This window comes from Candidatus Sulfotelmatobacter sp. (genome assembly GCA_036500765.1).
Classification (GTDB): Bacteria; Acidobacteriota; Terriglobia; order Terriglobales; family Acidobacteriaceae; genus Sulfotelmatobacter.
On the sequence record DASYBM010000016.1, the window covers coordinates 152,458 to 176,166 of the forward strand.

The following is a 23,709-nucleotide window of genomic DNA, read 5'->3' on the forward strand; positions in this document are numbered from 1 at the left end:
CTATATACAGATTTACCTTCCAGTCCCTTCCTTCCTGAACTCCAGAAAACAGGCCAAAAACCCAAAGAAACGCGGAGATTCGCTTCGAGGCGGGGTTTTTCCGGCCTGAGATATGCTCGGAACACCGAAAGCCCTCGGAGAGGCAATTGAGGGCGAGGCAGTCTCCTGAAGAAAGTCCGCGGGCCGATGAATAGCGGAGCGGGCAATGATTGTGGTGGCAAAGGTAAAGGGAATATGGCCGACTCGCGAGAAGTGATGAATATCCGGCAAGCGTCGCAATATCTGGGCGTGAGTCCGGACACGCTTTACAAGTACGTCGGCGAGCAGAAGATTCCGGCATTCAAGTTGGGCAACCGCTGGCGCTTCAAGAAATCGCGGCTGGACCAGTGGATGGAAGAGCAATCGAGCGAAATGGAACCGCAGCCGAAACGAAAAGCGAAGGCGTCATCGAAAGCGGCCGGGTCGCAGTAACCGGATAGCGGTAGCAAGGAAAGGCCGAGGGCGAGGACGCCCTCGGGACAGCCGGCGGGTCGCCGGCGCTACAAAAAAGAGTGCCGACGGGACGCCGGCGCTACAAAGGTGGGCACATGTTTGGAATGGGATCGAAGTCGATTGTTGGCCTGGATGTGGGATCCTCGAGCATTAAGGCGGTGGAGCTCAAGAAAAAGGGTGGGCAGATCGAAGTGGCGCACCTCGGGCTGGAGCCGCTGTCTTCCGACATCGTGGTCGATTCGATGATCGTAGACTCGGGCACGGTTTCGAGCGCGATTTCAAAGCTGTTCCTCGACAACGCGATCAAAACCAAAGCCGTCGCCACCGCGGTGAGCGGGCACTCGGTGATCGTGAAAAAGATCTCGCTGCCTTCGATGAGCGACCAGGAACTGGCCGAGACCATCGAGAAAGAAGCGGCGCAGCACATTCCCTTCGATCTTTCCGATGTGAGTCTCGACTATCAGATTCTCAGCGACGAAGTGGGCAGTCCGCAGATGGACGTTCTGCTGGTCGCGGTGAAGAAGGACAAGATTCTGAACTACACCAACGTACTCTCGATGTCGGGCCGCACGCCCGCTATTGTGGACATCGACGCGCTGGCGTTGCAGAACTGCTACGAGTACAACTACCAGCCGGCTCCGGGACAAGTCGTCGCGTTGTTGAACCTGGGCGCTAGCGTGATGAACATCAACATCGTGAAGGGTACGACGCCGCTGTTCCCGCGCGACGTCAGCGTGGGCGGACACCAGTACACGGACTCACTGCAGAAGGAACTGGACCTGAGCTTTGAAGACGCCGAGTCGCTCAAACTGGGCAACAAGGTGGGCACGGTAAGCGAGGACGCGAAGCAGCCGATCCTGCAACAGGTAACAGAAATCATCGTGCTGGAAATTCAGAAGACCTTCGATTTCTTCCGGGCCAGCGCGGCCGGCGAGCACATCGAAAAAATCTATCTGGCGGGCGGATCGTCGAAGGTGCCGGGCCTGGTGGAAGCGTTGCGGCAGGAGTTCTCGATGCCGGTGGAATTGTTGAATCCGTTCCAGCGCGTGACCCCTCCGGTCGAAGGACACGGAGCGGAACTGGTGGAGCAGAATCCGGGTCAGATGGCAGTGGCGGTGGGCTTGGCCCTGAGGAGCTTTGAATCGCTATGATCAAAATCAACCTGCTCGAAAATTCCAAGGGAAAGAACAAGCGCGGTGGCGGCGGCGGTCCGTCAATGCCATCGATGGAAATGGGCGATATGGGATCGCCCAAGCTGAAGATTCTGGCGGTGGTGGTAGTGGCGGGGTTATTCAACCTGAGCTACTGGTATCGGCTGGATCACCAGTCAAAGGCGATCGAAGCGCACATGAAGGTGGCCGAGCAGAAGAATCGGGAACTGGCCGACGTGAAGGCGCGCTTCCTCGAACGCCAGACGCAAGCCAACAACTACAAGCGCCGGGTGGATGTGATCGACGGATTGCGCCACAACCAGACCGGTCCGGTCGACCTTCTGGCTATGCTGGGCGAAACCGTCAATAACACCGAAGCGGTGTGGCTGAGCAAGATGGACGACTCGGGTTCGAGCGTGAACCTGGAAGGAATGGCGCTGAGCACGGACGCGGTCGCGAATCTGATCGCGAACCTGCAAAAGACCGGATTCTTCAAAAGTGTCGAGATCAAGGAAACCTATCAGGACGACCAGATCAAAGACATGCAGGCGTTTCAGTTCACGCTGACCTGCGAGAAGGGGAAGTCCTAAGCATTTCAAGAGGCGGACCTATGGCGAATTTTAGCGAACTGTCGGGCATCAAGCAGTGGGGAGTCGTAGTTCTTGGCGGAGCGGTGGTGACGGCGGCATTGTACTTCACCCTGTTCAAGAGCCAGAACGACAAGAATACGGCCGCGCAACATGCCTTGGAAGACAAGATCCGGGAAAACAACGAGCTCGAGTCCTACCGGCCGAAGCTAAAGCAGATGGAGCAACAATTAGCCGAGCTCAAACAGCAACTGGAAATCGAGCAGCGCATTGTCCCTGACGACAAACAGGTGGACGGTTTCATCACCATGATGGGCGCCGAGGCCCAGAAGGCGGGTGTGGAACTGCGACGCTATTCGGCCAAGGACACGCATTCGCAGCAGTATTACACCGAAGTGCCCTTCGATCTTGAGCTCGACGGGCCCTACTATTCGGCGCTGAATTTTTTTGACCGGGTGAGCAAGCTGGAGCGCATCGTCAATATCAGCGGGCTGCTGGTTTCGACGACCAGGAATCCGAGCGGGGCGAAAACCAAACGCACCTACCAGTACGCGCCCAACGAAAGCATCATCGCGAGTTTCACGGCAACGACATACTTCAGTCACGATTTGACACCTTCAGCGGCAGGCGCCGGGACCAAACCGGGAACGCCTGGAGCGAAGTAGGGATGACTATGAAGCTGACGATCCAATTAACGACAGGCATTTTGGCAGTGGCAATGATGGTGAGCGGTTCGGCGGCCACGCAGGCTGTGGCGCAGAACGCGGATGCCATCGATAACGCGCGCAGAACGGCGAAAGCGCTTCAACAGAACCCAGCCAGCCCGGCTCCGAAAGCCGCCCCAGTTCCGGCGGCGACGAAGCCGGCGCCGGGGGCTCCGGCTTCCGCGGTGAAACCTGCGGCGATTCCGGGAGCGAAGCCGGCATCTGCTTCCCACAACCAGTTGCAAGGAGTGCACGTGGCTCCCGGCGCAGACGGCTTCCAGATCGAAATCAGTTCCAGCCAGGCGGTGACGCCGAACGTGACGAAACTGACTTCGCCCGCGCGTTTACTGGTCGAACTGCCAGACACGATCGTGGCCAGCGCGCAGAACAAGATTCCTGTCGGCAGCGGCGGAGTGAAGGGTGTCCGCATCGGCATGGACGGCAAGACTCCTCCGACGACAAGCGTGGTGGTCGATCTGGAGAAGCAGCTGGCGTATGAGTTGACTCCGGGCTCTGCCGGCAAACTGATTCTAATCTTGCATACCGAAGGTGCGTCGGCCGTGGCCAAGAATGCTCCAGCTCCGGCGGTGAAAGCTCCAGCTCCGGCGGCGAAACCAGCTGCGGCGCCCGCGAAGGTCCTCGTAGCAAAGACTCCAGCGGCGAAGCCAGTCATCGTGCCCGCCAAGGTTGCGGTGGCCAAGATGCCGGCCTCGAAGCTAGTAGCCGAGGTTCCCAAGATGGAGACGAAACAGGCCGCCAAGACTGCGACGACAGCGGCAACAATAAAGACTGCAGCTCCGGTTCTGGACGCGCCTTCGGCCGCGGCCAAAAGCCCGAGCCTTGCCAAGGCCAAGCCTGAAGATAAGAAGTGGGCGATGAACGGGAAGCGCGATCCGTTCTTCAGTCCGGTGGTGCAGACCAACGGATCCGGTTGTTCGACGGGCAAGAAGTGCCTGGAGATTGGCGGAATCAATCTGCGGGGCGTGGTGAAATCCGACAGCGGCTTCATCGCCGTAGTGACCAACAATCTGAACAAGGCTTATTTTTTGCGGGAAAACGATCCCGTGTTCAACGGATATGTGGTGAAGATTACGGGTGATTCGGTGGTGTTCCAGGAGACGATTCAGGACAAGCTGGGCAAGCCATTCACGCGGGAAGTGGTGAAGAGAATCTTCACTCCGGCAGTCTAGTTTAGGAAGATCAGGCAAGACGGCGAAACGGGAACGGGGCGCCGAAATCGGATCTTGAGAAGGACACGCGGGCCAGGCCCGCGGGTGGGGAGAGGCGAAATGCGAAAGCAACAACTGACCATGTTCGTATCGTTGCTGGTCTTCATTTTGATGGGGGTGGTGGCTGCGGCAGCGCAGACACCGAGCCAGCTCGATCGAGTCAACGTAGTCCGAAGCACGGACGACATCCGGGTTGTGATGAGCACCACCGGCACGCTGACGCCGAAGCTCAGCACGGTGGACTCGCCCGCTCGCGTGGTGGTGGATCTGCCGGAGACCGTAATGGCGACCGGGCAGAGTCGCATCGCCGTGGGCGCTGCCGGGGTCAAGAGCGTGCGCATTGGCATGGATGGCCAGTTGCATCCCACCACTCGCGTCGTCGTCGATCTCACCCAGGCTTGCACCTATGAGTTAACGCCGGGTCCCGCAGGCAAGCTGGTTCTGACCCTGCATGCCAACGCCGAGGCGAAGACTGCCGCGGAAGCGAAAGCTGTCGAGACAAAGACCGCCGAGACAGAGACCGCCGGGACAAAGACGGTTGCTGCCAGCGCGCCCAGTAAGGAGATGTCGCCCTTCGCGCCGCGCGTGATGGAATCGCCTTCCGCTCCCAAGGCTGAGACCGCGCTCGCGCCGAAGCTGGCGGCTCCGAATGCGACTCCCACCGACTTTGTGGTAGTCGAGCCTTCGTATCAGGCCAAGAGTCAGCCTGCCAACGACGTTGCGAGCGAAGTTGCGAAGGATTCTAACAATGACGTCAAGACCGTAGCCGCCGATGAACCGACGGTTCGCGCCCAGGAAGCGGCTGCGCGGTTTTCCGATAAGACTGCTGTGGAACTGCTGCCCGTAAGTGAGCACGCAGCCCAGGCGCAGAGCCAGGGAATTACACCCGCCGTGAATCTGGCCGCGGAGCAAAAATCCATGGCCGGACAGCAACCTGCCGTCGCCGGCCCGAAGTACACGGGTGAGCCGATCTCGGTCAACCTGAAAGATGTCGACCTGAAAGACTTCTTCCGTCTGATTCACGAAATCAGCGGTCTGAACGTGGTGCTCGATCCGAACGTTCACGGCACGCTGACGGTGGTGCTCGACGATGTGCCGTGGGATCAGGCGCTCGACATCGTATTGAAGAACAACGACCTGGCGCGTGAACTGGAGGGCAACGTCCTGCGCATCGCCACGGTCGAAACACTGAAGAGAGAGGCCGATGGCCGCCGGGCGCAGATCGATTCCGAAATGCTGGCCGTAGAAAAAGTTTCGGTCACGCGTTTCCTGAGCTACGCCAAGGCCAAGGATGTAATCATTACGGTCAAGAAATTCCTCTCGCAGCGCGGCGATGTGGTGGCCGACGATCGCACCAACGCCGTGATTGTCAACGACATTCCGAAGACGCTTCCGATCATCGACCGCCTGCTGACGCAATTGGATCGCAAGACGCAGGAAGTCGAGATTGAAGCTCGCGTAGTGGCCGCGACCCGGCAGTTTGCCCGCGACATCGGTACGCAGCTCGGCTTTGGCTGGGGCAACGGACACAGCGCGATCGGTGGCAACCAGGCGGTTGGGTCGTCGCCCACCACGGTTGGCGGACTTACCCCCGGCTACATCACAGTGCCCGGGACCGGCGGCAGCTCCACAGGATCGTCGATTCCTCTATTCTCGAACCTGGGATCGACTTCGCCTTCGAGCGGTTTAAGTTTTGTGAACGCCAGCAACAACATTCGGATTGACGCGGTGCTCTCGCTGGCTGAATCTCGCGGATTGCTAAAGGTGCTTTCCCGTCCGCGAGTTGTTACCCAGAACAATATTCAAGCGCTAGTCAAGCAGGGCGTGCGCGTGCCAATCGTGACGCAGGCGCAGTTGGGTGGTCCTCCGACGGTGACCTACGTCGACGCTTTCCTGCGCTTGACGGTGACTCCGCAGATCACTTCGGAAAACACCATCTTCCTCAACGTGGACGTGGAAAACACCACGCCCAACTTCGGCCAGGAAGTGCAGGGCAACCCGGAATTAATCACGCAGCAGGCTACCACGCAGGTGCTGGTGACCGATGGCGGCACGGTGGTGATCGGCGGCGTCATCCAGACGCAGAACTCGATCAACATCTCGCAGGTGCCATTGCTCGGCAACATTCCGTACCTCGGCAACCTGTTCAAGCACACGCAGGTCAACACCTCGAACCAGGAGCTGATTTTCTTCATCACGCCGCGCATCATTCAGACATAGCGTCGAAACTAGCAGCGAGTTCGAAGATTGAAGCCGCCGGCCTGAAGAAACTGTCAGGTCGGCGGTTTTGTTTTGAGGGTGTCAGGCTTCGTCCTGCCACCTTTCGTCCTGCTACATTAATGTGGACACTTTGTAGGAAACATCGACGTGAGACTCTTCTTCATTCTGCCCTTGCTCGGCCTAGCTCTCAGTGTTCCGGCCGTCGCTGACTGCGCCACATTGCCGAAAGCGGGGCCGTTCCTTGCCTACACCATCGAGCCCAAGCTCGTGGACGGTTCTCTTTCGCTCGAGGTTTTGGTCAGTTTCCGGCTCACCTCGACCAAGACTACTGAGTTGAATTTGCCTTCGGAATGGCAGGGACAGAAAGAACTCTACAGGGCCATTAGCAACCTGGAGGCGTTATCCCCCGGAACAACGATTCAGGTCGTGGAAAAAGCCTGGCAGAGACGGCTGACTTTTCAACCTGGTCAGATCGTGCGGCTCAGATATCGCGTGACGAAGGATTGGGCGGGCAAGATCAACGCCTCATCCTACCTTCGAGTGATGCTGGATCAGTCCTATTTTCAGGTGGCGGGACGGAACTTTCTGGTTTATCCAGCCTTGCCAGAGGACGAGGAAATTCCTCTTTTCGTTGAGTGGAAAAACATGCCTCCCGCTTGGAAGGTCGTGGACAGCTTCTCGGGAGACTTCTCTTGTCAATTTTCAAAGACATACCTAATCAAGTTGTCGAACGGGCTATTTGCGGGTGGGGCCATTCGCCTTAATAAGTTGGATTTGGAAGGCAAGACTGTCTTCGTCGCAACGAGGGGCCAGTGGGATTTTACAGATGGCCAACTTGTGGACCTGGTTCGCAGAATTCTTACTGGCGAGCGGTCGTTCTGGCATGATCCGGGCGCAGCGAACTATGTACTGACCTTGCTGCCTAGCGATGATGCCCCCGGCAACTATGGCGGAACGGCCTTGGAAGACTCGTTCGCGCTGTTCATGGGCGAAGGCACGCGTCTTGATTTTCAAACTAAGTTTCTGTTGGCGCACGAGATGTTCCACACCTGGAACCCAGGAAAGCTGGGAGAAATCCATGGCGAAAATCCATTCTGGTTCACGGAAGGGTTTACTGACTATTACGCGAGAACGCTGCTTCTAAGGGCCGGGTTGATTAGCGCGGAAGATTATGCGAATGATGTAGACACGGCCTATCGCGAGTATAAAGCTTCGCGCGTGTTGCATGCCAAAGGCAGCGAAGTCCAGGATCGATTCTTCAGCGACGACGATTTCCAGCGGCTCGCATACCTGCGGGGCAACTTCCTGGCACAGCGCTGGAACTTTCTGATCCAAGAACGAAGTAAAGGGAAACAATCGTTGGACGATGCCATGCTGAACCTGTTGCACCAGGCGCAGAGCAGGGAATTAGTGCTTACGACTAGGTTCCTCTCCGAACATTTCAGTGCCTATGTCGGCCCTGATGCCGCCCGGGATATTCAACGATATATTGAGGAAGGTGAGACAATTCCCCTTGCAATCGCTCCGAGCGCCCCCACAGCCGGACACACCCGCTGATACACTGCACCGAATGGACTATTCAGCGCGCCAGAAGAAATTGCGGCAGCATATCGCTACCACCCGATTCGATGCACTCCTGATCAGCCATCTTCCTAACATCCGATATCTTTGCGGCTTTACCGGCAGCGCCGGCTTTTTGCTGGTGGAAGAGGCAGGCAGCGTTTTTTTTACCGACGTTCGCTATGACACACAGGCGCATGAAGAGGTCAAGGCCTCGAAGGTGGTGATTGCGCGCAAATCGGTGTTACCGGCGCTGGCAGATTTTCTGAGGACTCGGCGGAAGCGCGCCCGGGGTTGGGCGGTTGGAATTGAGGCTGAGCACTTCACCATTGCGGAGAAGAAGCGCTTGGCCGAGCTTCGGCCGTCGGGCGTAACGCTCAAGGATGCGTCCTCGATTGTCGAACGGCTCCGTAAGATTAAGGACGCCGACGAGTTAGAAAAAATCCGGGAGGCGGTACGGTTAGGGGCAAAGTTATTCGACCGCGCACTGGAAGTAATGCGTCCGGGAGTGAAAGAGACCGAGGTTGCGGGCGAGATGGAATATTCGGCGCGGCGTGCCGGGGCGGAAGCAATGTCTTTCCCAACTATCATCGCTTCGGGAGCGAGATCGGCCCTGCCGCACGGGCGCGCGTCCGATCAGACGATTGCGGCGGGCGGGTTCGTAGTCTGCGACTTCGGTGTTATACTTTCAGGTTACTGTTCCGATCAGACTCGTACTGTGTGGGCTGGCTCTGGGAAGAATAATGCGCCAGAGGATGCCCACGAGGCATATGAGGTGGTCCGGGAGGCCCAGCAGGCGGCGATTGATGCCGTAGGGCCGGGAGTTACCGTCGGCGAGGTCGATGCGGCGGCTCGTAGGGTACTCCGGAAAGCCGGGTTAGGGCGCTATTTCACGCACTCGACCGGGCATGGAGTTGGGCTAGAGATTCATGAGGCGCCGAGAGTCGCGGATGGCCAGCGCGAGATTCTGCAGCCTGGGATGGTCATCACCATCGAGCCCGGAGTATACTTCCCCGGCAAATGGGGCGTCAGGATCGAGGACATGGTGGCGGTCACGACCGGCGGTTGTGAAGTGATGACGCCGACGAGCAAGGATTTTCTGGCGGTTTAGCCTTCTTAGTTTTTTTTTGCAGCGCCGTACTTTGAATGCGTACCGTACAGCCGGGCAGGAAGACGCCCCGGTTTCTTTGCGCATTGTTGTCCTGCCGGGTCAGGACGTCGTGCGGCGTTTCGATGACGGCAAGTGGCGGACGGTCCTACCTTACACGAATGAATCAAAAAGAGCTGAAAGAACTCATCGAGTTCTTAATCGAGAAGGACATTGCCGAGTTCGAGTTGGAGCGCGGCGATGTCAAGGTCCGGATCAAGCGCGCCGGAGATCGCACGGTTGTCCACGAGCATGGAGAGCCGCGGTTTTACGCCGTGCCCGCGGCCCCGGCAGCAGCGCCTGAACTAGGCGCTGTACCTATAGTTGCTCCCACGGCAGCGGCGGCTCCGGCGGCGCCTGCACCGGAGGAAAACCTTCACATGGTGAAGTCTCCCATCGTGGGGACCTTCTACGAAGCCCCCTCACCGGGTGCGCCTCCGTTTGTAAAGGCCGGAGATCAGGTAGAAGTGGGACAGGTTCTTTGCATCGTCGAAGCTATGAAGCTGCTGAACGAGATCGAGTCGGACGTTGCCGGGGAGATCGTTAAGAAGCTGGCAGTGAACGGGCAGCCGATTGAATATGGGCAGGAACTGTTCGTCGTAAGGCCGAAGAAGTGAGGCTGGGGGATTCCGGGCGCGCAAGTTGCGCGCCTTTTTGCGTTTACAGAAGCACAGGCTGCGGCCGACCCAAACAAACACGTAGCCCCGGACGCATTCGTCCGGGCCCATTACGATTCCGCCGCGGGCGGACGAATGCGTCCGTCGCCACGTGTTTCATTTCGTGCTGTGCAAGAAGCTGAGAGCTGACGGCTGATAGCTGATTTTTAACATGTTCAAGAAAATCCTCATTGCTAACCGCGGAGAGATTGCACTGCGGGTGATTTGCGCGTGCAAGGAGCTGGGCATCCGCACGGTTGCGATTTATAGCGAGGCCGACCGCAACTCGCTGCCGGTGCGCTTTGCCGATGAGGCAATTTGTATCGGTCCGCCGCAGCTTGCGCTGAGCTATCTGAATATTCCAGCGGTGATCAGTGCGGCGGAGATTGCCAACGTGGAGGCGATCCATCCCGGCTACGGACTGCTGGCGGAGAACGCCAACTTCGCCGAAGTGTGCGAGACCAGCGGCATTAAGTTCATCGGCCCGCAGCCAGAAGTGATGCGGCTGATGGGCGAGAAAGAAAAAGCCCGCACCGCGATGAAGCAGGCAGGCGTGCCGATTCTGCCCGGCTCCGACGGGATTATCGCGTCGGACGGCGAGGCGATCGAGTGGGCGCGGCAGGTCGGCTTCCCGGTGATCGTGAAAGCGTCAGCCGGGGGCGGCGGGCGCGGCATGCGCATCGTCCGCAACGAAGAGGAACTGCCAGGCCTGTTCAAAGCGGCGCAGGCCGAAGCCGCGGGCGCGTTTGGCAACGGCGATCTCTACATGGAGAAATACGTCGAGCATCCCCGGCACATCGAGTTTCAGGTGTTGGCCGACGAGCATGGCAACGTGGTGAGCCTGGGCGAACGCGAGTGCTCGATCCAGCGCCGCCACCAGAAGTTGCTGGAGGAATCGCCGTCGACTCAGGTGACGCCGCAGTTGCGCGATGAGATTGGCGAGGTCCTATGCAAGTCGCTGGCGGCGATTGGCTACAGCAACGCCGGCACCATTGAGTTCCTGATGGACAAAGACAAGCGCCTGCACTTCATCGAGATGAACACCCGCATTCAGGTCGAGCATCCCGTGACGGAGATGGTGACCGACGTCGATCTGGTGAAGAGCCAGATCATGATCGCGGCGGGCGCGCACATGAGCGAGGTGCTGCAGGGGCCGATCGTTCACCGCGGACACGCCATCGAGTGCCGCATCAACGCCGAGCATCCCGAGAAATTCACGCCGTCCGCGGGAAAGATTACCGCATTCCATCCTCCGGGCGGGACTGGAGTGCGCGTCGACACAGCCGCTTATGCCGAGGGCGTGATCCCGCCATATTACGATTCGCTGATCGCGAAGTTGGTCGTCCGCGGCAAAGACCGCAGCGAAGCGATTTCGCGCATGTCGCGGGCGCTGGAGATGTTTATTGTCGAGGGCATTTATACGACGATCCCGCTGCACCGCAAGATTCTGGCGGACGAAGATTTCCGCGCGGGGAAGATTGATACCGGATTTATTGAGCGATTTCTGGCGAAGAACGGGAAGTGAGTGTAGGCAGGATCTCTCGCACTGGTCCGAATCAACGCCTAGAAGTTGGCGAATGGAGGGTCGGGTGGTTCAGCTAACGGAGTCAAGAATCGACGGCGCTCTCTCCAAAATCGAGACTGGGCTTAAACGATATTGCTGGATACAGGAAAACATCCACGGACGCGACGTGAGCAGAGACCGTTCATTTCAAAATAAATTCAACGGTTTCTATAAGGTTCGGAGGAACGATGCGTGGCAACTGCACTTTTACACATTGCTAGAAATGAGCAAGGGGACTGGAATCACGTTCCCTAACGGTCTGTGTACACTGCTAGAGCGAACATCGAGAGTCGAGGCTTCGTTTGCGAGTAAGCTCGTAGCGACGCTGCACCCAGACAAGCCGGTAATCGACGAATTCGTTCTCAGCAACTTCGGACTGCGTTTGCCTTCCGGCAAGGATCGGGAGCGTCGTTGCGTCGGTTGCATAGTTGTGTACGACCAGCTCTGCGATAACTACGTTGCGCTGATAAAGAGTGCCGAAGGGTTGATGATTTGCGAAAAATTCAAGAGATCTTTTCCGTGGGCCGACATCACCGATCTGAAGAAAGTGGACCTGGTCTTATGGCAGATCAGGGACGCGAAGTAAAAATCTCACCTTCCTTTTCCACGACGTTCTCAAAGGGATTAGGCACTGCCCTTGCTAACGAAAACGTCCTCGGCGCATCTGATTATCTGAAAGGACGTTCCCGGTCATGAAACGCAGTGCCCTCGTGGTTCTCGCAGCGCTCTTTCTTCTCGCAGCGCTCTTTCTTGGAGTAACTTTCTATGGCCCGCTTTCCGCCCAGACCACCGACAATCCTGCGCTCCTGCCGCAGCGCGATGGTTCTCATGATTTCGACTTCCTCATCGGCGACTGGAAGGCGCATGTCCGCCGGCTTCCAGACCGGCTCAACCACTCCGATAAGTGGGACGTGTACGATGGTATTTCGAACCACCACAAACTTCTCGACAGCAACGCGAACTTCGAGCAGTTCGAGGTAACCAGCCCCGAGAAGAAGCTCCACATCAAGGCGCAGACGCTCCGTCTCTACAATCCAGCGACGCGGCAGTGGAGCATCTATCTCGTCGATCTCGATAACGGAACGCTTGACACGCCTCCCGTCGTGGGTGGATTTAACGGCAAGCGCGGCGAGTTTTTCCATCAGGAGAATTTCAAAGGCCGCACCATACTGGTGCGCTACGTCTGGCTCGATATTTCTTCCAATTCCTCACGCATGGAGCAGTCATTCTCGCCCGATGGCGGCAAGAGCTGGGAGGTCAACTGGATCTGCGAGTTGTCGCGCCAGCAGAGCTAGCAACGCATGGTGCAGATTCCCCGCTTGTATCCCATTCTCGATGCGGCTTGCTTTCCTAGCGCCGAAACCTTGTTTAATGCGGCAGTCGAGTTGCGTTCCGCCGGCGTGACTCTGTTGCAATATCGCAACAAATCCGGCAACGCTCGGGTGATGCTGGAGCAGGCACGGGAATTGAGGGAACACTTAGGCGGCACCCACCCTAACACCGCAAAAGACGCGGCGTTAGGATGGGGCACCCAGGATTCGGTGCGGCTGATCATGAATGACCGGGCCGACTTGTGCCTAGCCGCCGATTTCGACGGCGTGCACGTCGGGCAGGAGGATTTGTCTCCGGAGACGGTGCGCGGGATTATCGGGACTGAGCGCTGGCTGGGAGTTTCCACCCACAATCCCGAGCAATTGCGTGAGGCCGATCTGACCTCAGCCGACTATCTGGCGATTGGGCCCGTGTTCGCGACTTCGAGCAAAGAAAGGCCCGATCCCGTTGTGGGCCTCGAAGGCGTGCGCCGGGCGCGATCCCTAACCCGCAAGCCGCTGGTGGCGATTGGGGGGATTACGCGGGCGAACGCGGCCTCTGTGATTGAAGCTGGGGCCGATTCGGTGGCGGTGATATCTGACCTATTACAGGAGCCGCGAAAATCAGCAGAGGAATTTTTCCGCATTCTGAGGTAGAGTTCTCAGACTTGGAAATTCGTCGTCGGTCGTTGGTCGTTAGCTAAAACCCAACGCTATCAGCGTTGCCGAACCGCGATCGACCGACGACCAGCGACCGACGACCGACGACCACTGGACGACGACCGACGACGAATTCACGGAGGAGCCCTGAGTACATCGACAACGCAGCCGCCCAAAGGCAGCGACTGGGACATACACAGTCATCAGGATAAAGAACTGGTGCAGGGGCTGGGCCTGACCAGCGCCACCATGCTGGTCATGGGGTCGATGATCGGGTCGGGCATCTTCATCGTGTCGGCTGAAATTGGCCGTGAAGTCGATTCACCGGGATTGCTGATCGGGGCGTGGGCTGTCGCCGGATTCATGACGATTGTGGCCGCGCTCAGCTATGGCGAGCTGGCGGCCATGATGCCGCGAGCCGGCGGCCAATACGTTTATCTGCGCGAGGCGCTGGGGCCGCTGTGGGGATTTCTCTACGGCTGGACTTTATTTCTGGTGATTCAGACCGGGACCATCGCCGCCGTCGGCGTGGCGTTTGGCAAATTTCTGGGCGTATTCGTTCCCTCGATTTCTTCTACCAACTGGATTTGGCATATCTGGAAAGTTCCGCCGATTCATCTGGGTCCAATGGTGCTGGGCAATATGGATGTCGGCATCAATACCCAGAATCTGATGGCAATTCTGCTCGTAATTTTTCTTTCGATCGTAAACATCTTTGGAGTGAAGACGGGTGCGGCGATTCAGAATGTTTTCACCGCCGCCAAAGTTTCGGCGCTGTTGGGGCTGGCCGTATTCGGTTTCTTGCTGGGACGCAATCCGCAAGCCGTGGCTGCGAATTTCGGCCATTTCTGGCGTAACGCAGGGCTGGGCGCGCAGCATGACATTGGCGCCGGTATTTTCGTGAGCACGCTGACGGTGCTGGCCGTTGCGCAGGTCGGTTCGCTGTTCTCGGCCGATGCCTGGAATAATGTGACGTTCACCGCCGGGGAAGTAAAGAATCCCAGCCGCAACCTGCCGCTATCGCTGGCTCTGGGCACTGGCGTTGTGATCGCACTCTACATCGCCTGCAACTTTATTTATCTGAGCGCTCTGCCGCTGGATGGAACGCCGGGGGCCGCGACGATTCTTGAGCGCGGCATTAAATACGCTGCCGAAGATCGCGTCGGCACGGCTGTTATGACCCAGATGTTCGGCGCGGCCGGCGGACTGCTGATGGCGGCGGCGATCATGATTTCCGGATTCGGCTGCGCGAACGGGCTCATTCTCTCCGGCGCGCGCGTGTATTACGCCATGGCGAAAGATGGCCTGTTCTTCCGCAACGTGGCGAAGCTGCATCCTACTTATAAGACGCCCGCGGTTTCGCTGATGGTACAGATGGTCTGGGCTTGCCTGCTCTGTGTTTCGGGCAGCTACGGGCAGCTTCTCGACTACATCATTTTCGCCGTGCTGGTCTTTTACATTCTGACGATTGTGGGGCTGTTCGTGTTGCGGCGCACGCGCCCGGACGCGTCCCGGCCTTACCGGGCATTCGGTTATCCGGTGCTGCCCATCGTTTATATTGTGATGGCTTTATTCATCGATGTCGTACTATTGCGCTACAAACCACAATTCACCTGGCCGGGGCTGATCGTGGTGCTGTTGGGGATTCCGGTGTACTATGCGTGGTCGCGCAATGCGCGTGTGGGAGCAGCCCCGACATCATCGTGAAGGAGTTTAGGATGCCGACTGTCAGCGAAACCAAGGAGAAACGGAGCATGGCGAATCTGTTCGCGAGAAAAGACCTGCCCACTTTGATGAAAGAGGCGGTTGAAGTCGAAGGCGAACAAAGCCTTCGACGCGCCCTGGGGCCGTTGAATCTGCTAACACTCGGCATCGGCGCGATCATTGGGGCAGGTATTTTTGTGATTACCGGTCAGGCGGCCGCTCAGTTCGCCGGACCAGCGCTTGTGATTTCGTTTGTGCTGGCGGGGATTGCCTGCGCATTCGCGGGGCTCTGTTATGCCGAGTTTGCCTCGATGATTCCGATCGCGGGCAGCGCCTACACCTATTCCTACGCCACTCTGGGGGAACTCGTCGCCTGGATCATCGGCTGGGATCTGATCCTGGAATATGCCTTTGGGGCAGCCACAGTAGCGGTCGGTTGGAGCGGACATCTGCGGGCATTTCTGCACGATATCGGCTGGAACCTGCCTCCATTTCCTACTTCGGATTTCATGCTCTTCGGGACGCCTGTGCATCTGAAATATGACTATGTCGGCTTCATCGTCATCATGGTCATCACCACAATCCTGGTGATCGGGATCAAAGAGTCGGCGAACTTCACTACTGCCGTGGTAATTATGAAAGTAGCTGTGGTGTGCATGTTTATCGTTCTGGCCGCGGCATTCTTGTTCTCACATGCATGGAAGCCCAACTACTGGCATCCTTTTATTCCGGCCAATACCGGCGAGTGGGGACACTTCGGATGGTCGGGAATTTTACGCGGGGCAGGAGTCGTCTTCTTCGCATATATCGGGTTCGACGCTGTTTCTACCGCCGCACAGGAGGCTAAGAACCCGAAGAAGGATATGCCTCTGGGCATTTTGGGATCGCTGGTCATTTGTACTGTTCTCTACATTTTAGTTTCTGGCCTGCTGACTCATATCGTGCCTTACGGTCAACTCAATGTTCCGGACCCGGTTGTCGTCGGCATCCGCGTAACCGGGCAGCAATGGGCGACGTTTCTAGTTGAAATCGGCGCTCTTGGCGGCCTGGCCACCGTGATGCTGGTGATGTTGCTCGGGCAGTCGCGCGTGTTCTACTCCATGTCGCGTGACGGTTTGCTCTGGCCCTGGGCCGGCAAGATTCACCCTAAATTTCGGACGCCCTATCTGAGTTCCATCGTCGTGGGGGTTTTTGTTGCCATTCTGGCCACGGTGATTCCTCTTAGCGTGCTAGACGAGATGACCAGTGTGGGCACCCTGCTCGCCTTCGTGCTGGTCAGTGCCGGCGTGTGGGTGATGCGCAGGACGCATCCCGAACTCAACCGGCCCTTCCGAACTCCCATGGTGCCGCTGGTTCCGATTCTGTCCATTCTTTTCTCGGGGGCGCTGATCGTTTTTCTTTCTCCTGCCACGCAGATCAGGTTGGTGGTCTGGTTGATAATTGGGCTCGCAATTTACTTCAGCTACGGGCGCAAACACAGCAAGGTGCAGGCACTGCAATCAGCGTCCGGCCCAAAAGCATGATCGGATAATTTCCCGAGGCCCTCCGCCCCGCCGCGGAGGGCCATTTTGTTTTAAGATCGGTCGTTGGCGGGTAGTCGTTGGTCGCTAGTCGTTAGTCGTTAGTCGTCGGCAACAATCCCGAAAGGATAAGTTCCGCGAACGGCTAACGACCAACGACTAACGACCGACGACCAACGACCGCACCATGAAAATCGTCACTGCGGCAGAAATGCGTGCCATCGACCGCGCTACCAGCGAGCGCTTCGGCGTGCCCTCGCTCACGCTGATGGAGAATGCGGGATCGGCGGTAGCGGAGCATGTGCTGGCGGGTTACGCCGCCGCAGAGAAAATTGTTGTCTTTTCCGGCAAGGGCAACAACGGCGGCGACGGATTCGTGGCGGCGCGGCGGTTGCATGAAGCGGGGAAGGCGGTGCAAGTCATTCTGCTGGCCGATCCCGCAGAGTTGCGAGGCGATGCCGCGGCGATGTTCGCCAGGCTGCCGATTCCAGTGGTCCGCGTCTACTCCAGCGATGATCTGAAGAGCGACCGCGTGCGGCTCTCTCTTCCCGCTGACTTATACCTGGACGCGATCCTCGGGACTGGGTTCAAGCCGCCGGTCAGTGGACTCTATGCCGATGCCATTGCGATTCTGAATGCGAGTCAGGGGCCAGTGGTTGCGGTCGATATTCCTTCCGGCGCCGATGCGGATGCGATGGGTCCACAGCAGCAGGGAATCATCGCGCGGGCGGATTCAGTTATCACCTTCACCGCAGCACGTCCGGCGCATGTTTTTGGCGGGCTGACCGAGGGGCCGACCTGCGTGGCGGACATCGGATCGCCTGAAGAAGCGATCGTTTCGGGGCTGGCACTCAATGTGATTACAGCCCGTGATTTCGCGCCAATGATTGGGCCGCGTCCGGCGGATTCGAACAAAGGTCTCTATGGGCACGTGCTGGTATTCGGCGGATCGCTTGGGAAGGCAGGGTCGGTGGCCATGGCCGGTATGTCGGCGCTGCGCGCCGGAGCTGGGTTGGCGACGGTTGCGACTGCGGAGTCGGTGCTAGCCACGGTCGCTGGATTTCATCCGGAACTGATGACCGAGCCTCTGGCGGAAACGCGCGCAGGAACGATTTCGGCAGCGGCTGCGGCGCGACTGGATGAACTTGCTAAGGGCATGAGCGTTTTGGCAATAGGGCCGGGCATTTCGCGACACATCGAGACTTCTGAGTTGGTTCGTAGTTTGGTGAGATCGAGCCAGGTTCCCATCGTTCTGGATGCGGACGGATTGAACGCATTTGAAAACCTCGCCGATGAATTGAACGGCAAAGGACGGCTGCTAGTGATTACTCCGCATCCGGGGGAAATGGCGCGGCTGGCGGGATGCACCACCGCTAAGGTGCAGAAAGACCGTCTGGGCGTGGCGCGAAAGTTTGCCCGTGAACACGAACTAATCGTCGTGCTCAAGGGTAATCGAACGCTAGTGGTTGAGCCCAGCGGCGAGGCTTGGGTGAACACGACTGGCAATCCGGGAATGTCGACCGGCGGCACGGGCGACATTCTTACCGGGATGGTTGCGGCCATGATCGCGCAAGCTGGAATTGGCCAAGCAAAGATCGCACAGAACCCAAAGTACGCGATGCTCGCGGTATGTGCGGCCGTGCATTTGCACGGGCTGGCGGGCGACGTGATGCGTGAGAGTGTAGGAGAGCATTCCATGGTCGCGACGGATTTATTGCATGGACTGCCCGAGGCGTTCCGGCGCGCGCAGCGAACGGCGCAAGAGAAGTTTGCGTGCTGGGAGGGCTGAGTCGCCCGCGACAAAATCGGCTGCCAAAAGGCTTTTAAGGAGCGACCGAAAAGCGTGGCGGACCGCTGTACAACATACGCTCCGGCAGTCGCACTGCTTTTCCCGTCGCTGACGAAAGGCGGGCGGCTTCGAGGATTTCCGTAACCGTCACATTCGTAGACAGCGACGACAGCCCGTCTTCCTTCGCTCCATCAAGAACTACAGCGCGAAAATATGAGAGCGAATTGCCATAGGGAGCGGGCACGGGTTTGGCGACGAGTTGTTCTTCCTGTCTATCCCCGCTACGCCGCACGCGGATGTCGTTGCCTTCCACCGTGATCACGTATCCGGTTTGGCCATACACTTCCATGTCTTTGCGGCCGAAGGGCCAGTTCCATGAGGCTTGCACGATGGCTTGCGCTTTCGGGTAAGTCAAAACGATCGTCGCTTCGTCATCCACGCGAGAATAAATTTCCGGTTTGATCTGTTGCGTGACGGCAGTGACGGTTTGCGGGCGCTGGCCGTCCATGAGCCAGGTCATCAGATCGGCGCCGTAGCATCCGAAGTCGAACAGTGCGCCGCCGCCGTTGAGTTGGGGATCGGTAAGCCAGGCGAGAAATTCGGGCTCAACGCCGATTTCTTTCGGGCCGTTGTGGCCATCGTGAATCACCACCTTGCGGACATCGCCGAGAGCGCCTTCATGCACAAGATCGTATGCGGCGTGATTGCTGCGGTACCAGGAAGTTTCGTAGTTAACCAGCACGTGAACTTTGCCGGCGTGAGCCGCTTTCTCGATGGCCAGCGCGTCGTCGAGACTAACCGCGAGCGGTTTTTCCATGAGCACGTGAACGCCGTGCCGGGCGCAGATTTCGACCACACGGCGATGATCGTAGGTATTGGTGTAGGCGAGTACGGCCTGCGGATGGGTTTTCTGCAACATCTCTTCCAGGTCGGTGAAGAGAATGGAGTGATCGAAGCCGTAGCGGGTCGCGGCTTGCGATAGAAGGCTGGCGTTTGGTTCGGCGACGCCGACGATTTCAATCTCCGGACTGTGCAACGACTGGCCGAGAAATCCGTGGACGTGCCCGTGCACCAGGCCGACGATGCCGACTCGCAGCGGAGAATACGCGGGCGCCCCTTGACCGCCAGCGAGAGTGGCGGCGAATAATATCGACAACGACGCTAGAGCGCTCACACCACTCATGATGATCCTAATCATGAAGATCCTTTCCAGAATACAGAGAGATAATAAACGGCGCGTTCATGTGGGCGCGGGAAATCCTGCTACAGTCGGGCCAGTCGGACATTAATCAGGTGGTTAACGCGTTGCTAACTGCTTCAAAGAACAGGTCGACGGCGCGTCCACTTGCCGCTTCCGACGCAGGAATCCGGACGAGGCCCTCCCGTAACCTATTACTTAACAGGGGCTAGTGCCATAGTGCTGTCAGCCTATGACTCACTTCCCCCAACCCCATCCCTCGCGGCGCGCGGCCCGGGTCCAGCTCGGAGATTCCGTCCTGGCTGCGATCCGGTTAGAAGACGGCCGGCGCACGAAAGCCAAACTCCAATCCATTTCTGCGACGGGCGGCTTGCTCCAGATGTCCGATTGCCTGGGACAAGGCGAATTCGTCGAAGTCGCGTTTCAGACGCAGGCCGGCCCGGTGCACGGCATGGCCGAAGTCCTCACGCCGACGCGGAAAATGAACGACAGCGTGCTGCAACCGTTTCGTTTCGTTGCGCTCGAAGACGACGACCATCGCCGCCTGCGGACCTCGCTCGATCATGTGGTCGACCGCAAGCTTCTCGGCATGAAGACCAGCGCCTTCTCTACGTACTGAGACGTCCTTAGCAGACGGAAGTAAATGTGGGGAGAGCCGCCCCCGGCTGTCCGGCAAGTGCAACTCGCCCGATCCCGCTCGCCTATACTGGAGGTGTGCCGGGCCAGGCGAAAGTAAAAGACACACTCCGCGAAATAATCACGCACTCACCCGAAGAGACCATCGCCTTCGGCCGCACGCTAGCCGATCTGCTCGCGCCCCCGAAGATGGTGCTCCTGCGCGGCAATCTCGGCGCGGGCAAGACCACGCTGGTCAAAGGAATCGCGGCCGCGTTCGAGGCCGCCGCGGAGGAAGACGTCACCAGTCCTACATTCACGCTGGTGCACGAGTATCGCGGCCCGCAAGCCAATCTCTATCACATCGATCTCTACCGAATCGACACGCCGCGTGAACTCGAAACGCTCGGTCTGGATGATATGCTTGCGGAGAACAGCATTCTGCTCATCGAGTGGGGAGAGAAATTTCCGCGGCTGCGTTGGGATCTGGAGATTGAGTTGGAGCGGGAGGGCGAGAGCGGGAGACGGATCAGAATCGGCGGTTAGCGTTGTGCTTCAGTCACTCCCATTGACGCTAGAATTGACCGCGCACAGGCGACCGGCGCGCTCCACTCGCGCATCATTGAGAACAAGATGGCGGCGGCGAAAATCGTGAAGATGAGACGCGAATTCTTCATCTGCTCTCCATCTTATCAGCTCGTCTTAAATCAATGCGTCGTTATTTCGCCGGGACTTTCCCGAACCATTCCTCGAACACTCCAGCGTCCGGACGGTGTAGTCGCGGGCGTCGGCGGGCTTTATGAACATGTGTCCTTCGTTGGCGTAGACGACGAGTTGAGTCGGCACCTTCATAGTCTTGAGCGCGTGCCACCACTCCACCGATTGTTCCATGGGAACTTCGCCATCGCGGTCGCCGACCAATATGAGGGTCGGCGTCTTCACAGCTTTGATGAAGTGCATCGGATCGCTCTTGGCGTACACGGCGGGATCGTCATAAACCGAAGCACCGAAGAATGGAATCATCCATTCATCGATGTCGTTTAGCCCATAATAGCTAAGCCAATCGGACAGGCCCGCGCCCGCGACGGCGGCGGCGAAGAGTTGGGTTTGGGTCTCGGCCCACATGGTCATGTATCCACCGTAGCTGTGTCCGCGAATGCCAAGGCGGCGCGTGTCGATGGGATATTGTCTCGCGATCGCGTCCACGCCGGCCATGATGTCGCGAAAATCGCCGCCGCCAAAATCTTTAATGTTGCCGCGCGTGAAGGCTTCGCCCTGCCCGTAACTGCCCCGCGGATTGGGGCACAATGCGAAGTAACCCATCGCCGATTCGAAGCCCATTATTCTCGTATCCCAATACGAGCCGCAGGCCCCGGACGGCCCGCCATGAACGTTCACTACGAGCGGATATTTTTTGCCGGGCATGAAGTCTTTCGGTAGCATCAACCAACCTTCGAGCTTGGTCGCGCCGTTGGTCCAATGGACATTGCGCATCTCGCCCCACACGGGTTTCACGCCGTCGTTAATCGTGGTTACCTGCTTCCAGTTGCCGATCTGGCCAGCCCAAACTTCAGGCGGCATACTGGCTGACTGGCGGACCACGGCCGACACCGAGCCTTCGCGAGAAAACGAACCGCTGGGAGTCGGCGTCGTACCCACATACTCTTCGCCTGCCCATACTGGCTTCACGGCGCCGGTCGAGACTTTAATGGTGGAAAATCCAGACTTGCCATCCACGCTTTGAGCGAATGTAATTTCCTCGGGACCGGTCCAGGCCAGCGAAGAAGGAGAACTCTTAATCCCTGGAGTCAGGTTGCGCGCCATACCGCCCGCTGCCGGGACCACGTAAACTTCGCCGCCGGTAACGCTCTCATCGCTCATGAGGCCTTCAATGAAGGCAACTGATTTGCCGTCTGGCGAAATGTGAGGCTCGGCGATCTGCCACTTGGGCGCATAGATCTCGTGCATTTCTCCGGACTGCGAGTTGATGCGATAGAGTTTCGCGACGTACCAATTGGCATCGCCCGCTCCGTGCGCGGCGGTCGCAACCCAGCCCTGACTGTCGGGCGTCCAGTCGTATTCGTAAATGTAGACGTCGGCGGGCGTGATTGAAGTGATCGTGTTGCTCGCGAGGTCAACCGTCGCAAGGCGCTGTTCGTAAATTTTGTCGCCGATTACGCCTGCCAACGGGATCATCGGTTGCAGTGGGCCGGCAACTCGCGGCAAGCCGTCGGTGACGAGCAGCGCGAGCCTGGAGCCGTCCGGAGAAAAAGTCGGGGTCGCAGCGTAGCCTTTAATTTCAACCCGTTTCACCGGGGTACTTCCGTCCAGTGAGATAGTGAAAAGCTGAGCGGCAGGAATTTCGCCAGTCAGATCAGCGAGGAACGCGATCTGTCTGGAATCCCGCGACCACGACACGTCGCGCAGCGCGAGCTTGTCCCCAACCGTGATCAGACGTGCGGTGCCCGCGCTCACGGGAATCACCGATAGTTCTCCGTCGACGATGTAGGCGACCTGAGCTCCGTCAGGAGAGATCGCGACTTGATCGACTCGCTTCGCGTGCGGCATGGAATCGAATACGGAGGCGGCGTGCGATAAGGACTGTCCGTTTGTGAAGGGCGCAGCGGACAGCAGCAAAGCTGCACACGCGAAGAGCGGGAATGAAACGATGTTGGGTTTCTTCATTTGAGCTGGCATTCCTTGTCGGGTAACGTCAGAAGCCCATGATGTTATAGCCGCAGTCTACATAGATCACTTCGCCGGTAATGCCTGAGCTTGCGTCGGAAGCGAGAAAGACTCCTGTCGATCCCACTTCACTCACTTCTACGTTGCGGCCCAGGGGGGCGCGCTCGGCGTGGCCTTTGTGCATGTCGCCGAAACCGGCGATGCCGCGGGCGGCGAGCGTTTTGATGGGGCCGGCGGAAATGGCGTTCACGCGGATTTTCTTTTTTCCCAGTTCGTAGGCCAGGTAACGCACCGAGCATTCGAGACCGGCCTTGGCGACGGCCATCACGTTATAACGCGGGACAACTTTTTCGGAGGCGTAATAAGTCATGGTCAGGATCGAGCCGCCGTCTTCCATCAGCGGCGCGGCGGCGCGGGCCACGGCGATCAGCGAATATACGCTCACATCGAGCGCGACGCGAAAGCCCTCGCGCGTAGTATTGATGAAGTCTCCCTTCAATTCGTCAGCGGGAGCGTAGGCGACGGAGTGCACCAGCGTGTGCAGCTTGCCCTGGCGTTCTTTTAACGTGGCGAAGAGGCGTTCGATTTCTTCATCTTTCGAGACATCGCACTTGTAGGCCTCGGCTCCGGGCAGCGACAGGATCAAGTCTTTGGCCTCTAATTCCATGCGCTCGTTCTGATAGGTGATGGCCAGCTTCATACCGGCGGCGTGCAATCCCTGGGCGATGGACCACGCGATGGAGCGCTTGTTGGCGACTCCGAAAACAACGGCGTTGCGGCCCTGAAGATCAGAGGACATGGTGGCTCCTTCGGAAGAGGAAGGATAACAGAATTGCTTTTTAACCACGGAGGCACTGCGCCACGGAGAACTCTTATTGCCGAGCTGAGATCAAATACCTAGCGGGCAATCGGCGGTGG

21 protein-coding genes are annotated in these 23,709 nt (G+C 58.3%); 18 read left to right on the top strand and 3 right to left on the bottom strand.

Features of this window, described 5'->3' with window-relative positions; all coding sequences use genetic code 11:
* Positions 1–234: 234 nt before the first annotated feature.
* From VGM18_17750 to VGM18_17825, 16 genes are all read left to right on the top strand, one after another.
* Positions 235–471 carry a helix-turn-helix domain-containing protein gene (locus tag VGM18_17750; protein ID HEY3974855.1) on the top strand — a complete coding sequence of 79 codons (237 nt, stop codon included), beginning with the start codon at positions 235–237 and terminating at the stop codon, positions 469–471.
* An 80-nt stretch (positions 472–551) separates the two neighbouring features.
* Positions 552–1,643 (top strand): type IV pilus assembly protein PilM, encoded by a 1,092-nt coding sequence (pilM, locus tag VGM18_17755; GenBank protein ID HEY3974856.1) that lies wholly within the window; start codon positions 552–554, stop codon positions 1,641–1,643.
* The gene (locus VGM18_17760) at positions 1,640–2,233 is read left to right on the top strand and encodes a PilN domain-containing protein (protein ID HEY3974857.1); all 594 of its coding nucleotides are present in this window, start codon (positions 1,640–1,642) and stop codon (positions 2,231–2,233) included. Before pilM ends, VGM18_17760 begins: the two co-directional genes overlap by 4 nt.
* 20 nt (positions 2,234–2,253) lie before the next feature.
* Positions 2,254–2,895, top strand: coding sequence for a type 4a pilus biogenesis protein PilO (gene pilO / locus VGM18_17765; GenBank protein HEY3974858.1), 642 nt, complete (start codon positions 2,254–2,256; stop codon positions 2,893–2,895).
* An 8-nt stretch (positions 2,896–2,903) separates the two neighbouring features.
* Positions 2,904–4,124: an AMIN domain-containing protein gene (locus VGM18_17770; GenBank protein ID HEY3974859.1), complete on the top strand. Its 1,221-nt coding sequence runs from the start codon at positions 2,904–2,906 to the stop codon at positions 4,122–4,124.
* Positions 4,125–4,223: 99 nt separating this feature from the next.
* Complete coding sequence (gene pilQ / locus VGM18_17775) at positions 4,224–6,383, top strand: type IV pilus secretin PilQ (protein HEY3974860.1); 2,160 nt, start codon at positions 4,224–4,226, stop codon at positions 6,381–6,383.
* Positions 6,384–6,554: 171 nt separating this feature from the next.
* Positions 6,555–7,940: a hypothetical protein gene (locus VGM18_17780; protein ID HEY3974861.1), complete on the top strand. Its 1,386-nt coding sequence runs from the start codon at positions 6,555–6,557 to the stop codon at positions 7,938–7,940.
* 13 nt (positions 7,941–7,953) lie between these two features.
* The gene (locus VGM18_17785) at positions 7,954–9,054 is read left to right on the top strand and encodes a Xaa-Pro peptidase family protein (GenBank protein ID HEY3974862.1); all 1,101 of its coding nucleotides are present in this window, start codon (positions 7,954–7,956) and stop codon (positions 9,052–9,054) included.
* A 158-nt stretch (positions 9,055–9,212) separates the two neighbouring features.
* Complete coding sequence (gene accB / locus VGM18_17790) at positions 9,213–9,707, top strand: acetyl-CoA carboxylase biotin carboxyl carrier protein (GenBank protein HEY3974863.1); 495 nt, start codon at positions 9,213–9,215, stop codon at positions 9,705–9,707.
* A 211-nt stretch (positions 9,708–9,918) separates the two neighbouring features.
* Positions 9,919–11,271 (top strand): acetyl-CoA carboxylase biotin carboxylase subunit, encoded by a 1,353-nt coding sequence (gene accC / locus VGM18_17795; protein HEY3974864.1) that lies wholly within the window; start codon positions 9,919–9,921, stop codon positions 11,269–11,271.
* Between the two features lie 262 nt (positions 11,272–11,533).
* Positions 11,534–11,896 carry a hypothetical protein gene (locus VGM18_17800; GenBank protein HEY3974865.1) on the top strand — a complete coding sequence of 121 codons (363 nt, stop codon included), beginning with the start codon at positions 11,534–11,536 and terminating at the stop codon, positions 11,894–11,896.
* 106 nt (positions 11,897–12,002) lie between these two features.
* Entirely contained in the window at positions 12,003–12,605 is a 603-nt protein-coding gene (locus VGM18_17805) for a hypothetical protein (protein ID HEY3974866.1), read from the top strand.
* A 6-nt stretch (positions 12,606–12,611) separates the two neighbouring features.
* Positions 12,612–13,277 (top strand): thiamine phosphate synthase, encoded by a 666-nt coding sequence (gene thiE, locus VGM18_17810; protein HEY3974867.1) that lies wholly within the window; start codon positions 12,612–12,614, stop codon positions 13,275–13,277.
* Positions 13,278–13,499: 222 nt separating this feature from the next.
* Complete coding sequence (locus VGM18_17815) at positions 13,500–14,987, top strand: amino acid permease (GenBank protein ID HEY3974868.1); 1,488 nt, start codon at positions 13,500–13,502, stop codon at positions 14,985–14,987.
* 11 nt (positions 14,988–14,998) lie between these two features.
* Positions 14,999–16,507 (top strand): amino acid permease, encoded by a 1,509-nt coding sequence (locus tag VGM18_17820; GenBank protein HEY3974869.1) that lies wholly within the window; start codon positions 14,999–15,001, stop codon positions 16,505–16,507.
* A 184-nt stretch (positions 16,508–16,691) separates the two neighbouring features.
* Positions 16,692–18,293: an NAD(P)H-hydrate dehydratase gene (locus VGM18_17825; protein ID HEY3974870.1), complete on the top strand. Its 1,602-nt coding sequence runs from the start codon at positions 16,692–16,694 to the stop codon at positions 18,291–18,293.
* A gap of 34 nt (positions 18,294–18,327) precedes the next feature.
* Here the strand turns inward: VGM18_17825 and VGM18_17830 are convergent, their stop codons facing one another.
* Entirely contained in the window at positions 18,328–19,491 is a 1,164-nt protein-coding gene (locus VGM18_17830) for a Gfo/Idh/MocA family oxidoreductase (GenBank protein HEY3974871.1), read from the bottom strand.
* Between the two features lie 232 nt (positions 19,492–19,723).
* On the opposite strand from VGM18_17830, the gene VGM18_17835 reads away from it, so the two are divergent.
* Both VGM18_17835 and tsaE read left to right on the top strand, forming a co-directional pair.
* Positions 19,724–20,110 (top strand): hypothetical protein, encoded by a 387-nt coding sequence (locus VGM18_17835; GenBank protein ID HEY3974872.1) that lies wholly within the window; start codon positions 19,724–19,726, stop codon positions 20,108–20,110.
* 26 nt (positions 20,111–20,136) lie between these two features.
* Positions 20,137–20,652, top strand: a complete 516-nt coding sequence (tsaE, locus tag VGM18_17840; protein ID HEY3974873.1) for a tRNA (adenosine(37)-N6)-threonylcarbamoyltransferase complex ATPase subunit type 1 TsaE — start codon at positions 20,137–20,139, stop codon at positions 20,650–20,652.
* Between the two features lie 156 nt (positions 20,653–20,808).
* On the opposite strand, the gene VGM18_17845 is transcribed toward tsaE, so the two are convergent.
* Together VGM18_17845 and VGM18_17850 are read right to left on the bottom strand one after the other, a co-directional pair.
* Positions 20,809–22,791, bottom strand: coding sequence for a S9 family peptidase (locus VGM18_17845; GenBank protein ID HEY3974874.1), 1,983 nt, complete (start codon positions 22,789–22,791; stop codon positions 20,809–20,811).
* Positions 22,792–22,819: 28 nt separating this feature from the next.
* Positions 22,820–23,590 (bottom strand): enoyl-ACP reductase, encoded by a 771-nt coding sequence (locus VGM18_17850; protein HEY3974875.1) that lies wholly within the window; start codon positions 23,588–23,590, stop codon positions 22,820–22,822.
* Between the last annotated feature and the right edge of the window lie 119 nt (positions 23,591–23,709).